At 61.3% G+C, this 16,069-nt stretch carries 13 protein-coding genes; 3 read left to right on the top strand and 10 right to left on the bottom strand.

All coding sequences use genetic code 11. From position 1 onward, the window contains the following. Positions 1-551: 551 nt before the first annotated feature. Positions 552-4,040 (top strand): autotransporter outer membrane beta-barrel domain-containing protein, encoded by a 3,489-nt coding sequence (locus tag PPGU16_RS30645; protein ID WP_180726481.1) that lies wholly within the window; start codon positions 552-554, stop codon positions 4,038-4,040. A 415-nt stretch (positions 4,041-4,455) separates the two neighbouring features. Beyond that, entirely contained in the window at positions 4,456-5,388 is a 933-nt protein-coding gene (locus PPGU16_RS30640; protein WP_180726480.1) for an SMP-30/gluconolactonase/LRE family protein, read from the top strand. A gap of 853 nt (positions 5,389-6,241) precedes the next feature. Here the strand turns inward: PPGU16_RS30640 and PPGU16_RS30635 are convergent. The 10 genes from PPGU16_RS30635 to PPGU16_RS30590 all read right to left on the bottom strand — a co-directional run bounded on the left by PPGU16_RS30635 (position 6,242) and on the right by PPGU16_RS30590 (position 14,970). Next, positions 6,242-6,541, bottom strand: coding sequence for a YuaX family protein (locus PPGU16_RS30635; RefSeq protein ID WP_180726479.1), 300 nt, complete (start codon positions 6,539-6,541; stop codon positions 6,242-6,244). Between the two features lie 282 nt (positions 6,542-6,823). Further along, positions 6,824-7,147, bottom strand: a complete 324-nt coding sequence (locus PPGU16_RS30630; protein ID WP_180726478.1) for a hypothetical protein — start codon at positions 7,145-7,147, stop codon at positions 6,824-6,826. Between the two features lie 213 nt (positions 7,148-7,360). Beyond that, positions 7,361-9,352: a hypothetical protein gene (locus PPGU16_RS30625; RefSeq protein ID WP_180726477.1), complete on the bottom strand. Its 1,992-nt coding sequence runs from the start codon at positions 9,350-9,352 to the stop codon at positions 7,361-7,363. Positions 9,353-9,743: 391 nt separating this feature from the next. Next, positions 9,744-9,791, bottom strand: coding sequence for a hypothetical protein (locus PPGU16_RS43430; RefSeq protein ID WP_434064455.1), 48 nt, complete (start codon positions 9,789-9,791; stop codon positions 9,744-9,746). A gap of 28 nt (positions 9,792-9,819) precedes the next feature. Next, positions 9,820-10,638, bottom strand: coding sequence for an amidohydrolase family protein (locus tag PPGU16_RS30615; RefSeq protein WP_243460732.1), 819 nt, complete (start codon positions 10,636-10,638; stop codon positions 9,820-9,822). Positions 10,639-10,702: 64 nt separating this feature from the next. After that, on the bottom strand, positions 10,703-11,506 hold the full coding sequence (locus PPGU16_RS30610) for an SDR family NAD(P)-dependent oxidoreductase (protein ID WP_180726475.1): 804 nt from the start codon (positions 11,504-11,506) through the stop codon (positions 10,703-10,705). A gap of 2 nt (positions 11,507-11,508) precedes the next feature. Beyond that, positions 11,509-12,060 (bottom strand): carboxymuconolactone decarboxylase family protein, encoded by a 552-nt coding sequence (locus tag PPGU16_RS30605; protein WP_180726474.1) that lies wholly within the window; start codon positions 12,058-12,060, stop codon positions 11,509-11,511. Positions 12,061-12,110: 50 nt separating this feature from the next. Then, positions 12,111-13,430 carry a cation:dicarboxylate symporter family transporter gene (locus PPGU16_RS30600; protein ID WP_180726473.1) on the bottom strand — a complete coding sequence of 440 codons (1,320 nt, stop codon included), beginning with the start codon at positions 13,428-13,430 and terminating at the stop codon, positions 12,111-12,113. Between the two features lie 65 nt (positions 13,431-13,495). Continuing rightward, on the bottom strand, positions 13,496-14,116 hold the full coding sequence (locus PPGU16_RS30595) for a DUF4286 family protein (protein WP_180726472.1): 621 nt from the start codon (positions 14,114-14,116) through the stop codon (positions 13,496-13,498). Further along, positions 14,113-14,970: an alpha/beta fold hydrolase gene (locus tag PPGU16_RS30590; RefSeq protein ID WP_180726471.1), complete on the bottom strand. Its 858-nt coding sequence runs from the start codon at positions 14,968-14,970 to the stop codon at positions 14,113-14,115. The genes PPGU16_RS30595 and PPGU16_RS30590 overlap by 4 nt, the downstream gene beginning before the upstream one ends. A gap of 66 nt (positions 14,971-15,036) precedes the next feature. Between PPGU16_RS30590 and PPGU16_RS30585 the strand changes: the two genes are divergently transcribed. Further along, on the top strand, positions 15,037-16,062 hold the full coding sequence (locus PPGU16_RS30585; protein WP_238266694.1) for a LysR family transcriptional regulator: 1,026 nt from the start codon (positions 15,037-15,039) through the stop codon (positions 16,060-16,062). Positions 16,063-16,069 lie beyond the last annotated feature (7 nt).

The raw sequence follows: 16,069 nt of genomic DNA, 5'->3' as shown, positions 1-16,069 counted from the left end.
ATCTACTGCTTTTAACTCACATACTCACAATCATAAAAAACGTTAAAAGCTTCGTTCTCGTCGAAAGGGTGTGCGTCCCACCGGCGCCAGCTCCCCACTGGTCAAGCCTATCGACGCGCCTCCGAACAGCCTCGGGCCCTGAGCAGGCGGAAGTATCGGCCCTTGTTGCAGCAGGGCTGCATAGCAGAAACACACCATCCTTGGGCCAGTAAATAAGTCGCTTCAGGCGCGCTGTTGCGCCGCCGCCGCATGTTGCCATTTCGGGGCAAACCTTACCAAAGGTTCTGATATCTTCCCGCCGGTAAGTGTTTAATGAATTCAGTGCAATTAATCGCCCGCGAAATGCGTGGTATCAGATACGTCATAAAACCATAATGAAAAAAAGCTCGAGTCGCCTCTCAAGCGGAATGCTTCCAGACTCTGTTGGACTGAAAGGCACAGCCCTGACATTCAACCGTATTCGTAGTAAATGCAGAACGGATATACGCGAATCTGCATTGCGTGCGAACTTTGCCTTACCGTTCTCGCGCAGCAGGATTTCCCTGGCGATCATGCTGGCCGTTGCCGGGAGTCTCGCGCTCGGAAGCAGCCAGGCCAGCGCGGACGGTGGGAACGGCCTCAGCGTGACTGGCGCTGGTGTGGGTGGCCTGGGTGGCGCGGACGGCAGCTCATCGAGCGCAACGGGCCAGAATGGTGGCATCGGCACGGTCAGCGGTAGCTACGGCAGCGGCGGCGGCGGCGCACTCGATCTGACAACCGGCAACGGTGCGGCAGGTGGTGCGGCGGGGCTATATGGAACAGTCACGGTCTATGGTGCGTCGGGCGCGACTGGCACGGTAGGCATGGTTGTTACTTCGCAGGCGAGTATCTCGAACACCATCAGTGGCGGTGCCGGACAGATTGGCCAGGCCGCCGTCGCCAACGTGAATAGCGCGGGCGGCAACGGCGGAGGGGGCGCAGGCGTGCAAGCTTCGGCCGACATAACCGTCACCGGAACGGGCGTCGTAACGGGTGGCATGGGTGCGGTGCTTACCGCTGCCGGCGGTGGCGGCGGTGGCGCAGGTATCTTTTCGTCGGCCAACGTCACGATCGATGCGGGTGGCAAGGTAACCGGAGGGGCCGGGAGTACGACGCTCACCGGCGCTAGTGGCGGCGGAGGCGAAGGCGGCGCGGCCGTTGTGTTGACGGGCAGCGGCACCGTGACCAACAGCGGCACGCTGACTGGCGGCAATGGTGAAAGATCCTTCGTCGGGGCAGGCGGAGATGGGGGCGCTGGCATCGAAGTCGTGTCCGGTGGCACCGTTTTCAACGGGTCGGGCGGAACGGTCACGGGCGGTAACGGCGGTGGGGGCGTAGTGCGCGCCTTTGCAGTCCCCGTTGCACCCGGCGCTGGTGGCGCGGGCATCACAGGCAGTAACGTGACCGTCATCAACGCCGGGACGATTGCCGGCGGCACGGGTGGGACTGGGGCCGGCTGGACGCCAGTCAGCGGCGACGCGGTCCTGTTCACGGGTGGTGTCAATTCGCTGGAGATCTGGTCGACCTCGCACCTCACTGGAAATGCCGTTGCGTTCAGTGCTGCGGACACCCTCAAACTTGGTGGGGCCACGAACTCGAGCTTCGACGTCTCGCAGATCGGTGCGAAAGGCTCCGCAGCCCAGTACCAGGGCTTCGGTCTCTTCGAAAAGACCGGCACGAGCACATGGACGCTCACTGGCACCACCTCGGCCGTCACACCGTGGACGCTGACCGGCGGCGTCCTGCAGATTTCCAGTGACAGCAATCTGGGCGACGCTTCCGGCGGACTGACGTTCAACGGCGGCACGCTCGAAAACACCGCGAACATCACCATGGCGCGCGGCGTGACGATGGTCGCGAACGGCACGCTGCTGACCGATGGGAGCACCACACTGACGATGAACGGCACGATTTCCGGAGCGGGTGCACTGACCAAGAACGGCGCCGGTACGCTGGTTCTTGCTGGCGACAACACCTACACCGGCGGCACGATAATCGACGCGGGCACCGTGCAGATCGGCAATGGCGGCACCCGCGGCAGCATCGTCGGGAATGTCGTCAACAACGGCGTGCTACTGCTCGATCGTTCCGGCACACTCACCCTCGACGGCGCGATTAGCGGAGCCGGCAGCGTCACCCAGCTAGGCAGCGGCACGACGATTCTCTCCGGCAACAACAGTTACACCGGCGGCACGATCATCGCCAGCGGCACATTGCAGTTGGGCAATGGCGGCGCGAGCGGCAGCATCGTCGGCGACATCACCGATAACGGCGCGCTCGCTTTTAATCGCAGCGATGCGCTCGTGTTCGATAACGTGATCAGCGGCAGCGGTGCGGTGAATCAGGTCGGCACAGGAACCACGATTCTGAACGCCGCGAATACTTTTGCAGGCGGCACGAACGTATTGGCCGGCACGCTTGCTGTTGGCGATCCGGCTCATACGTCCGCCAGCATCGGCACGGGGCTGACCACGGTCGCCGTCGGCGCGTCGCTCGGCGGTTATGGCTCCGTGCCCGCGTCGGTCAACAACCACGGTACGCTTGCAGTGGCGAATGCACTCCAGTCGTTCGCGACGTCGGGCAGCGGCACGCTGCGCATCGGCGGCGATCTGAACAATGCTGGCGTCGTCAATCTGGCTGCCGCTTCGGGGCAAACAGGCAACGTGCTGAACGTTGCCGGCAACTACACCGGAACGAACGGCCAGGTCGTGCTAAACGCAGTGCTCAACCAGAGCGGCACTATCACGCAGGGCGACCGTCTCGTGATCGTCGGCAATGCCAGCGGCAGTACGGCGCTGCGCGTGAACGGTTCAAGCAGCGGGACGACGACCACCGGCGACGGGATCCAGTTGGTGCAGGTCAACGGCACGTCAGGCGCGAACAGCTTTCACCTCGCAGGTCCGGTGCAGGCCGGCGCATATGAATACCTGTTGTATCAGGGCGGCACAGCTGACGCGAACAGCTGGTACCTCCGATCGCAACTCGAATCGACCGCAGCTGGCACGACTTCGCCCTCGGGCACGACGGGCAACACGTCCGCGCCGATTGCCTATCGCCCCGCAGTGACCGGCTACGCAATGACCCCGCTGCTCGTCACCGATTACGGCTTCACGATGCTCGGCCGTCTGCAAGAACGCGTCGGCGATGTAGCAAGCGTTGAGGCCGCGAACCAGCCCGCGAGCAAAAACGGCGTATGGGGGCGCATCGGCGGACAGAACCTCGATGCCGACGCGGGCGACCGCTTCTCCGCCGATGAGCGCACGTTCTTCGCGCAGTTCGGCAAGGACTGGACGCTCTCGCGCGGTGAAAACGGCGGCAGCACGCATGCGGGCGCGACGGTGAGCTTCGGCTCGACCTCCGCATCGTTCGCAGACAGCGCGCGCGGTCTCACTGGACAGTTGACGGACGCAACCGGCACGGTCGAAACACAGGCGCAATCGGTTGGCGGCTACTGGACGAAATATCTGCCGGACGGCACGTACTTCGACGGCGTCGGCCAGTTGACGCATTACCAGAATCAATATGGCGACGTGTACGGCGGCAGCGGTCGACAAAACGGTTTCGGCGCGGGTGTCTCCGGCGAGGCGGGCAAACCATTCGCGCTGGGTTCGTCCGGTATTGCAATCGAGCCGCAAGCGCAACTGCTCTATCAATACGTGCACCTGAACCACTTCAACGATGGCATTTCGGAAGTCGGTGCAAATACAACCAACGCACTGCGCGGACGACTTGGTTTCCGTCTGTTCAAGGCCAACCTGAGCAACGATGCGAAGAACTCGACGCTCACGCCATATCTGATGGCCAACGTGCTGCATGACTTCTTCTCGCCGGGACAGACCCGTGTCGGCGGTGCGACGCTGCAGAACGAACTGGGCAAAACCTGGTATGACATCGGCGTTGGCGTGACCGGCAGCTTTGGCAAGAACTCGACGGCGTATGCGAACGTGTCGTACGCACACAGTATCGGCGGCGACTACCGGCGCAACGTGTTCGGGCAGGCTGGATATCGCTTCAGCTGGTAATGCTCCTGATGCCTGTCAAACGGTCATTAGTCGCAGTCGCGTACCATGTCAGGCCGAATGCCAATGCGGGAAGCTGACGTCGGGCTACTCGATGCTGCCACCGTCAGCTATCTTGCCCATTGCTGACGCAGATCCCGGCCAAGCCGAATGTCCGCAACGGCCGATACGTTGCCAGATGTCGTCCTTCCTCTTCCGCACGCGGCGTTCGCCCGCAGGACGTTTGCCGCGCCCCGCCTCTTGATTGCTCTTCGCGCGAGCGCCTCCGCCCGTTCGCCACTTGCTTGAGAACAGTCGCACCCTACCCGGAACCGTCACGTAATTTGAGGTAGTCTGAAACTGTTCAGCAGCGGCGGGGCCGCGGATCGACTCCGCCCGCACGACGATGGTTATAGCGACCTCATGGAGGGTATCTACTGTGGCTACGAAGAATGGCGGTACGCTGTATGTCCTGCAGGCTCGTCCACCCGCGATCATCGCTCTGTCACCGGACGGTTCACACGAGGTTATCATCGCGAACCTTACGCGCACACCCGACGGCATCAAGGTCGATGCCGAAAGCCAGATGGTCTACTGGACCAACATGGGCACGGGCATCCACCTTGTCGATGGCGATCCGGCTTCCGGCGCAGTTCCCCCGAACGACGGCACGATCGAATGCGCAAGGCTCGACGGAAGCGGGCATCGTGTGCTGGTGCCTTCCGGTAAGGCTGGAACGCCCAAGGAACTCGTGCTGGACAAGGAAGGCGGCCACCTGTACTGGTGCGACCGCGAAGGCATGCGGGTCATGCGCGCGCGGCTGGATGGCTCCGAGGTGACGGAGCTCGTCCGCACCGGGAGTTTTCCCGAGGATACGAACGACGCGACCCGCCATTGTGTAGGCATCGTATTGGACAAGGCTAACGGGCATGTCTACTGGACGCAAAAGGGACCGCCGGATGGCGGACAGGGCCGCATCTTCCGTGCGGGGATCGAGTTGCCGCCTGCTGCTACGCCCGATCGCCGATCTGATATCGAATGTCTCCTCGCCGACCTACCCGAGCCGATCGATCTCGATATCGATCACCGCGATAGCATGCTTTACTGGACGGATCGAGGCGACGATACGCATGACGGGAATACACTGAATCGCGCGAAAATTACGGCGTCTGGGCTGGTTGATCGCCAGGTGCTCGCCCGCGAACTGAAAGAGGGAATTGGCGTGTCACTGGACTCACGTGGGCGCCGCGCCTTTGTGACGGATCTGGGCGGCAACGTGCGCGAACTGGACATCGATACGACGCAAACGTTGCATTTCACCACCGTTGCACATCTCGGTGTGCTAACCGGCATCGACTACGCCGACAATTGACCCGGATCGAAAGACTGCCCGGGACGCATCCGGCAGTCTTGCCATGTCGACGCTAATGGTTACGATGGCACCCATTGAGCCGCGACAAACGGCTACCAACGGTTTCAAGCTCAATGGTCGTCCTTTCCGAAGCGTTCACCGCAGGCCTCGCAAAATCATTCTATTGTCCTAAGCGTTTTCGCAGCCTCCAACTCAGAACAAGCCATACGAAGGCAACTCGAATGAGAGCACGTCGAGACGAACGATGCGCGTATGACGTTCGCGCACACACCGTCCCTCTCGCTGGCTCCGACTGCATCCGGAGCCAGGGATCGACTTGATTAGCTACGAGCGTCGCAGGGCGTTCAGACGCGCAAACTCCGCCGGCCTCGAAAAGGATCGATAGAGTTCGCCAACGGTACCGAACGCGAATGCTGGTTTCAAGGTTGCACCAGGGAGGGCGCTCGAAAGCCAGTCGTACGCATTCATATCGCGCTGCTGGCAATGAATTGCGTCCGTGAGTAGAAGAAGCGCTTTGTGTGCCGAATGTTCGCCCAGGTCGATAAACAATCTTTCGAACGAATCACTGGGATATCCAGTGGTGCGAGATGCAGACGAGCGCTCGGTCAAATCATTCTCCTGTGCAGGGCGGCCAGCTGATCAAGTCGACATCGCGTTGATGCAACAAGCGCGTTGCAGTCAATTGCAGCCGACACGCTAGCCTGTTGAAAGTCCGTCGACAGATTCTCATGCGTATTTTTCACTTCCGTGACATCCATCCATTGAAATCGACGGCATTCGCGATATCACTGACGGATCAGTTCATCTGCCTCACCCGATCCCCATTGGCGATCGGGTGACATGTGTCGAGAACTCAATGCAGGGTCTGGATGCTGCTGATGGCCCCATCCTCGTCCTCTTCGGACGAGGCTTGCTCCAGGATCGCGCACCGGAAGTCCGATTTGACGCGAAGGATGGCGGACTCAATACGTGCATCGCCGCGATGGCCGCTCAGGCGAGTATTGATCGCCTCCTCGACGGCGAGAATCGCCTTTTCGATGCTCTCGGGATCATCGCTATCGAATCCGATCTCAACCTCCACGCTCTCCAGCAGGTTCAACGCTGTCGCAATGTCCTCGGAAGCGACGAATAGTGTCTCGGCGTTTTCTCTCATCTTCCCTCCCCGTTGGGTTGTCTGGCGTCTTGAGACTGGTGCGAGTTGCGTAACCATCGTTGCACATCCGGAGCAAACTTGCCGGGCGACGCAATAAGTGTTGGGTTTGAAACAACGGAAGGCTTGCCGTCCGTAGCGAAGCGAATAGAATTGAAGGTTCCTGCACACGTTGGCCATTACGCGGCCATCGACGGTCAGGATGAGTTCGATTCATCGCCGGTTCGTCACGCGAAACCGCCGCCGCCCCACAAATCCCACATTCCGAACCTGCTGCGCAGGCATTTATGCCTCGCGTCCCGCGAGTGCATGAAGACTCGATCGATTTTCCTTTTTGCCCGACGGGATGAAGTCAGTTGACTGCAGCGCAACCGTGTCTGAACCGGCAATCGGCCGCTTGCTGCCGGCTCGAGCCAGGATGTGCGTCAGAAACGTGTAGAAGAGTTCGAGTTGTCTTGCGTCAGATGCGCGTGGTTCGAGTTCGAACGCATCCTCGAGCACGCGCCGCGACATGTAGAAGCGTTGAAGGCCGTGGACCACACGAACCTGAAAGACGATGCCATCACTGTTATGCGGCACGCCCGCCCAAATGAGCATATGGCTACTCATGGAGCCCCCTGGTTCATCGTTTTGCGTTTCAAAAGCTGTGCACTGATGGTCGCACACTGAGCGGCTGACGAATATCTTTCAAATTTGTGTCGCGCAAAGATTTGACTTTTTTACAACGGCCACATATCGCGACGCAGAAAATCATAGTTAGATTGAACGTGCCGGGCGCGTGCGGGTCGGATAACGTCGCGATCCGCAACTCATCGCCACGCCTCAGTTCAGTTTCACCCAACCCGCCGCGCCCGTGCCGCGATAGATATACATGCCCGCCCCCGTTCCCCCACCCTGCACCACCGCACCGGCGTAAGAAGGGGTACCCGCAAAATTGACGATATCGTTGTTCTGCGGGCTCAGCACCGCGCCGCTCGCGGTGATCGCCGCAAGGTCCGACTTCGTGATGCGCACGGTCCCCGAGACGACCGTGACCGCTTGTGCGCCAGTGCCACTGACCGCCGTGCCGAACAGTGACAAGGTCGTCGCCCCCGACACGTTGCGAACCAGATTCGCACCTGTGCTCAGCATGCCGCCGACATACGAGATATTCGCGGTGAACGCACCATTCATAAAAATCGGGTGCGTTTGATTCAGAATCTTGCAATCGCGCCACGCCAGCGTCACGCCGGCAGCCGATGCGGTGTTGATCTGCATGCCAATCTTGACGCCGTTGAAGTAGCCATCGGAGACCACGCCGTAACCCATGTACGCCGTATTCGCGACCAGACAGATTCCTTGACCATCGGCGCCGCCATTCGGGCCGACGATGTTGTTGCCGCGCGACCGGAAGTTGTTCACGCCACCCGACAGGAGGAACCATGATTGCGGTATCTGATAACCCTGTGCGGTCATGATCCGGTCCAGCGTGAGGTCATCGATCACCGCCGCATTTCCAGCGCTGTACTGGTTGATAAAGCACGCCGCCGTTGCAGCTGTCGCACCGCTCGAATTGATTGTGAGCCCATCTATCACCACCTGACGGGCAACCGTCTTATTGCCGAACTGGACAAAGGCCTGGTTCGACGACAGGTTCGACGGGGTCCATTCACAGTCCTTGAACTTCAGGCCGTCCAGGTTGAACGTGTTGTATGGCACCTGTATCGACACGGCGATATGGCCACTCGTGCCGACCGACGCATCGCAGTGCACCTGCTCGACAACGACGTTACGCACTGTCAGCGTGTTCTGGCCATCGGCAGGAGACCCGCTCGGGGTCTTCTGCACGACCATCATGCTGCAGTTCGAGTTCGTCATCGCGTAATACCCACGCGTGATCCTGACGTTTTCGACCAGACCGACGCCGGAATACTCGGAACCGTTCACCTGATCGAAGTCACCCGTGATCGCGAGCCCCGGCGACGCCGGCGCTCCGGGCGCGGTGCTCATATTGACCTCCCAGCCGTCCACCGACACATTCCTGACATTGCCGGTGCCTGTGCCGTTACCCGTCGTCCGGGTGCCCGGAAGAAACACGACGAGACTCGAAGTCCGGGTCTGGCCTGCGAGCCCGGTACAGCCGTAATACGCGCAGTCGTTGATCCGTACGTCCACGATGTCGCCGACCGTGGGACCGCTGCGGTGCCAATCCCACGCATTTAGCGCAATAAACGCGTCATTCGAGAATCCACTGCAACGATCCACGACAATGTGCTTCGACGGACCGTTGATATGTATGAAGTCACGCGCCACATTCGGATTCATGTCGTGGAAATACGCGTCAGTACCAATGTACTGGCAGAAGAAGCCGTTCGTATTAAATGGATTGGCGATCGCGCACTCGAAGTTCTTCACGTTGATCATCGAGATTTCGCCCTGAATTCCATAGAGGAAGGTATTGGGCGTAATCACGCTGACTGGCTGTGTGAGGCTCGTCTGGGTCGCAGCGTTACCGTCGATCGTGCCTTGACCGAAGAAACCGATATTACTGTCACCAACGGGCGTGCTCTGAAGCGCCCCCTTGTTGATGAACATGCACAGGTTGTAGCTCGCGGGCTTGCGGTGCGTGACGCCATAGCCCAGCAGGAACGACGTGTTGGTCGGCATGACCACCTGATTGCAATAGTAGACACCGGGAGTATTGACCTGGACCTGCACGTAGGTGAGCGTACTCACATTATTCAGTGCGTTCTGAATTACGGTCGCATTCGCCGCGGCCTTCGTCGAATCGTTATAGATAATCGATGCGCTTACATCGATGATTACCGAAGCCATGATGTCTCCCTACGCGATTTTCAGTCGTGAAGCGCGAAGGCCCGACGCATTCCTCGTCACGCCATGGGTGAGATAGCGTATTCGCTAGCGCTATAAACATAGGTGATATGTGATGCATCGGCAACCGGGACGCTCGCATTCACAGCTTTTCTGAAGCCACGCTTCTTTAGAGGACGTAGTTGGTTCGGGGAATGAATGATGTCGTTTTATGCGCGGTACAGGACACTGATTGCTCGGATGACCAAGGGGCGTTGTCGCCGAAGAAGCGCAGATGATTCTCCGCCGTCCGATAAGGGAAGGAAGCACTCCGGGGAAAGAGCGCCCGTTCGTACGTCGCCAGCGCGGACTCTATATCACGGGGATGGTCGCGAAGCGCATGGCCGGGTGCGGCTCAATCAAAAATCGCGAGGTTGGCGCCCTCGCCCGCGAACGGCGACATCAGATGGGCAGCATCGCCCACCCGTCCTCTAAAATCCAAAAAATTGCGCCGGATTATCAACGAGCAGCAGCCGTCTGTCGCCCTCGTCAGGAACGATGCTGGAGATAAGGTCAACGAGGTCGCCATCGTCCGGCATCGGTCCGTGCAGGTTCACATGAGGCCAGTCACTTCCCCACATAACGCGCTCCGGCGCGTGCGCCGCGAGGCTTCGTGCAATGGGCAACGCATCGTGAAACGGTGCGCCCGTTTTAGAGAGCCTGTCCGCGCCGCTCAGTTTGACCCACACCCGCCCCGTATCCATCAACCGGCGCAACGCCGTCAACGCCACGCCGTCCGGACCGCTCGAGATGTCGGGCCTCGCCATGTGATCGATGACGACAGGCACGTCCAGTGTCCGGATGAAGTCGGCATGCTCGGCGATATCGTCTCCGGCCACGTGAATCGCGAGGTGCCAGCCCAACGGTTTGATACGCGCTGCCACCTCGCGAATTGCATTCAGATCCGGACGGCCACCCAGATGCGCGAGAAAATGAAACCGTGCACCGCACACACCCGCCTCGTCGTAACGGGCGAGCGTCGCGTCCGAATCCGTGGGACGCACGAGTGCGACGCCTTTGTAACGGCCCGCGCCAGAACGAAGCGCATCGAGTAGCGGCTGATGATCATATCCATGCCCCTGACTCTGCACGATCACACAGCGCTCGAAACCAAAGCGCTCGTGCCAGCGGCGCAATGCGCTCTCGGGCGCCAGTGCCGGCGTGAAGCTGCGATCGTCCGGCAACGGATACCGGTCAAAAGGTCCAAAGATGTGAACGTGAGCATCGCAGCTTCCCGGCGGTAGCTGCATTGCCGGACTGCGCGGCTCGTCAAGAGGCGGAGCCGATGTTTTCAACGTCTTCGTCATGTCTGCCTCACCCGCACCGCACGGTCATACCGCCGTCGACGACGACCTCGGTCCCCGTCACGAAACGCGCTTCATCCGATGCCAGGTACAGCGCGGCATTGGCCGTGTCACGTCCATCGCCCATGAAACCCAATGGGATGCGCGCGACGCGTTGCTTGAGCAATGCGTCGACATCGCCGCCTGCGCGCTGGCCAGCGAGCCGCGCTTCGACCATCGGAGTGTGAAGCTGCCCAGGGACGACCGTGTTCACGCGAATGCCTCTGGCCGCATATTCGACAGCGACCACCCTCGATAGCTGGATCACGCCAGCCTTCGAAGCCGCATAGGCCACCTGCGCCGCGCCCGTCCACCGGATGCCGGACGTCGATGCCGTATTGACGATTGCTCCCGCGCCCTGTTTCTCCATGACAGGCAGCACGTGCTTGCACGTGAGATACACGCTCTTCAGATTGAGCGCGATCTGCGCATCCCATTTGTCCTCGTCCAGATCGACGGGACCGCCATGCGCCGAGCCGCCAACGTTGTTGACGAGCACATCGACGCGGCCGTGGGTCTCGACACAGGCGGCAACCGCATGTTCGACAGCGGCGCTGTTCGTTACGTCACAAGCAATGGCAGTAATTTCTCCGCCGATGGCCCGAACGCGTTCGACCGTTTCATGCATCGCTTCGACGTCGCGGTCCACCGCGAAAATCTTCGCGCCCTCTTCCGCGAATCGCACGCACACCGCGCGGCCATTGCCCCAGCCCGGGCCGACACAACCCGCACCCGTGACGAATGCGACCTTGTTTTCAAGGCGTTTTGCGGACATCGTCACGCTCCCAGTTCATTGGGCACGCCGTCGGGCGGCGACACCTGAAAAACATTGATCGTCATCGAGATGAGCGTGTAGTACCCCGCCAGTCCCGTCAGGTCGATCACGCCCGCCTCGCCGAGCAGTTCGACTGCCCCGCGATAGGTTTCATCGGAAACCTTGCGGTCGCGATGCAGTTCCGTCAGGAAGGTATGAATGATCGCCTCATCGGCCCGTTCCAATACGGGGACCGCGTTGGTGCGAATCGCTTCGACGACGGCAGGACTGACGCCTGCATCGAGCGCGATCGGCTTGTGCGCATACCACTCGTATTCGGAGCCCCAGATACGCGCGATGACCAGGATCGCGAGTTCGGATCGACGCGGTTCAAGCGATGTTTCATACCGGCAGTAGCGTCCAAGCGCCTGAGCGTTCTGCGCGAGTTCCGGGCGGTGCAGCCACACGGCGAGCGGCCCGCGTACGCCCTTGCGCGGTCCGTTGGCGATCGCGTCGTAGACGCTGCGTTGCTGCGATGTCATTCCCGCAGGATCGAGATCGGCGATACGTTTCATCTGGAGTTCCTGTTGCCTGAAAAGAAGAGGGACTGTGCTTGCCGCCATCGTTACTTGCTTGAAGACTGACGCGCGACCAATGGCGCCGACGACGGCTCACGTGGTGCGTCGATCTCTTTCATGTCGTTCTGGGTCTTGACGTAAGCGCGGAACCTGTCGGCATCGAAAGCGCCTTCCCACTTCGCAATGGCGAGCACGGCTACCGTATTGCCGATCATGTTCGTCAACGCCGTGCAGGTGGCCATCAGGCGATCGATACCGAACAGCAGTCCCAGACCGTTGAGCGGCAATGCACGCACCGATTCCATCGTCGCGGCGAGCTTGATGAACGCGCCGCCCGCAACCGTCGTGCCGCCTTTCGATGTCAGCATCAGCACACCGAGCAACGCGATCTGCTGCGCCAGCGAGAACGGCGTATCGGTGGCTTGCGCGATGAAGCCGACCGACATCGCCATGTAGATCCCCGTACCGTCCAGATTGAAGCTGTACCCCGCCGGCAGCACGAAGCCCACTACCATTTCGTCGCAACCTGCCTGTTGCAGCTTTTGCACGAGACGCGGAAACGCGACTTCGCCCGATGCCGTGCCGAACACGAGCAGCAATTCTTCGCGGATCATTCTGAGCACCGAGAAGATCGACACGCCGCAGCTCGCCAGGATGCCGCCGAGCACGATCACGATGAATGCAACGGAGCCTGCCCAGTACAGCACCACCAGTTTCATCAGGTACAGAATCGTCGCGCCGCCGTAGCTGCCCACCGCCGATGCCATCGCGCCGAACGCGCCCAGCGGTGCGAGCCGCATGATGAAGCCGAGGATCGTGAACAGCACGCGTTGACCTTCACCGATGCCGCGCAGCAGAATCGACTCGCGTCCCACTGCGATGTTCAACGCGATGCCCGCGAGAATCGCAATCAGCAGGACCTGCAGAATGTTGCCCGCCGCGAACGCACCGACCAGCGTCGTCGGCACCAGGCCCAGCAGGAAGTCGGTGACCGTCATATGCGCAGCGGACTCCGCGAACTGCGCAACTTTTGCGGTGCTGGCGATATGCGTCGCGTGCAGCCCGACGCCCGGCTCGAACACGTTGACCAGCAGGAGCCCGACGAACAGGCCCACCGTGCTGACCACTTCGAAGTAGATCAGGGTCTTCGCGCCGAGCCGTCCCAGCCGCCGCATGTCCTGCGCGTGGGACAGACCATGAACCACCGTGCAAAAGACAATGGGCGCGAGCAGCATGCGCAGCAGGCCGATGAACGCATCGCCAAGCGGCTTCATCTTGACGGCCGTCGCCGGCGCGAAGATCCCAACGACCACGGCGAGAATCAGCGCGATCAGCACCTGGACATGCAGCTTCTTGAGTTGCCTCATCGACGTCTCCTTCGTTTTTATGTCGGCGCGCACATTGCGATATCGCGCCGGTTGAATCCAGTGAATCAGTAAGTGCTGCGGTGGTACGGAGCGTACACGTTGAACGACAGCATCCCGCTCCCGCCTGGCCGCCCCAGCTGCGCGGCGAGCACGTCCGCGCTTGCGGGTGTGTCGAATGCGGCCAGCGTCCATAGCACGTCGTCGTTCTCCACGAACCATCGAATCTGTTGCAGATCGCCGCGCGTGACCAGCTTCTCGCGGATTTCGCCTGCGACGGCCTGCGCTTCGCCATCCTTTGCCCTTGCCCGAACGCTCATCGCGAGCAGACGGCATGTCGAGCGCGGCTCGTGCTGCGCGACCGCCTGAGCGGCATCGAGCGCTACGGCAACGACGCGCGTACGGCCCACCGTGCGCGGCAGCAGGCGCCGGCTCCAGGGCGTCGAGTTCGCGCCGGACACGGCACGATAGGCATCGGTCTGCAGCGCATCCATCGATACCAGATCGTAAAGCGCCGTCCAGCGCGGCCAGCCACTGGTGCAAACCCAGCGCGACGCACTGGCGAAACCCGGCAGTGCACGGCGTTGCGGAAAGTGCTCCGTGTCATACCAGTCGTTGAATTCCTCTTCCATCGAAGCGGGCGGCTCCATCGACACCATCAGGATGCCCGGCAATGAGGCTGGATTCATCGGCTGTTCTCCGTAATGAAGCGGTCGATGCGCGCGGCGACTTCAGCGGGCTGCTGCACGGCCATCAGATGTCCCGCTTGTGGGACGATCGCGAAATCTGCGCCATGGACCTGCTTTGCTTGGGCCTCCACACGTTGCGGCGGGCGCTGCACGTCGAATTCGCCAGCAAGAAACAGACACGGACACGCGAGCGACGCCAATGCCGACGACAGATCGATCTCGCTCAGCGCTTCGCTCGCCTGTGCATAGCCGTTCGCCTGCTGCGCGATGAAACGTTCGCGATATCGGTCGAATGCGTGCATATCGGAACGCAGAACAACCGGCCATGAATTCGCCAGCGTGCCGTCGACGATCGCATGCATGCCTTCCGTTCTCGCCCGCTCGGCGCGTTCCAGAAGATAGTGGCGTCGCTGCGGGTCGACATCGAGCGCTGGCGCGCAAAGCACGAGACCTTCGACCCGGCTCGCGTAGCGGGCGGCGAACGTCACCGCGATGGCCGCGCCCGCCGCCGCTGCGACGAGCCACAGCGGTTCATCGGTGGCGAGTGCGTCCAGCAGGTCACGCAGGTCATCGACATGGTCCGCGATCGAAGACGGACGATGCGGCAATGCCGAACGCCCCTGGCCACGCTGGTCGTAGCGGATCACGCGCGCCGCAGGATCGAGCCCCGCCGTCGCGCCATCCCAGCTCTCGATGCTGCCGCCCAGCTCGTGAATCAGAACGATGGTGCGCGCGCCCGCGCCACCCTTCCCGCTGTCGATCCGATAGCGCAAACCGGCAGCGTCGCCTTCGTGCCATGCCGGATTGCTATCCGTCGCATCCGGGTACTCGATCGGGTTCAAAAATGTGCTCAAGACAGCGTATCTCCCTTTTTCGATACTGTGCGGGAAGCGCCGGTTATTGACAAAAACCTTTTTACGATGGGAAGCTATGCCGCCTTAGCATGGCTCGAAAACACGATAACCGTCGCGGAGACCATCATCGAAATCAGGGAATTGCGCTCGTTCGTCCACATCGCTCGCGTCGGGAGTTTCAGCCGCGCGGCGGCCGAGCTCTACATCGCGCAACCCGCGTTGAGCCGCCAGATCGCGAAGCTCGAAGAGGAACTCGGCACGCCGCTGTTCGTGCGTTACGGCCGTGGCGTCCGCCTGACGGGCGCGGGTGCGCAGCTGCTGGAGCGCGCGGAGATGATCATCAACTTCGTCGCGCAGACGGGCGAACATGTGCGCGCGTCGACCGACCGGCTGAGCGGGCATATCGCGTTCGGCATGCCGCCGGCCGTTGGCGTATGGGTATCGGCACCCATCATCGAAGCCTTCCGCGACAAGTGGCCCGCCGTCTCGCTGCATATGCGCGAGGGACTGAGCAGTTCGCTGCAGGAATGGCTGCTGGATCGCCGCGTGGATGTCGCGATCGTGTATAACCAGCCGCCGCTGGATGCGTTCGATGTCAGGCCGCTATGCAGCGAAGCGATGGTCATCGCGGGACCGCCCGGCGACACCGTCATTCAGGAGCGTGGCGGAGAACCGCTGCGGATTCGCGATCTGGCCGAGTTGCCGCTGATCCTGCCCGGCTTCCCCCACGCGAACCGCCGCGTGCTCGAGCAGGCGGCCGTCCAGCATGGCGTGCATCTGCGCATCGTGCTCGAAGTCGACAGTGTGACGCTCACCAAGGCACTCGTGAGGCGCGGTCTCGGCTACGCGCTGCTGACTTACACAGCGATTCAGGAAGAGGTCGCGCGCGGCGACCTCACGTCGCTGCCCATCGAGCGTCCGCCCATCCGTTCGGTTGTCTCGCTAGCCACGCTGCGCGAGCAGCGCGCCTCGCGGCTGGTGCGCACGATGTCGGATGTCGTGGCGGAGAAGATGCACGATCTCGTGAAGAACGGCGCATGGAAGGGGCAGGTCACATGGCTGGGCGACTCGGCGTCGCCCGAAGACATGTGACCATGGT

Source organism: Paraburkholderia largidicola (assembly GCF_013426895.1).
GTDB lineage: Bacteria > Pseudomonadota > Gammaproteobacteria > Burkholderiales > Burkholderiaceae > Paraburkholderia > Paraburkholderia largidicola.
This window is presented reverse-complemented; position numbering and strand designations above follow the sequence as displayed.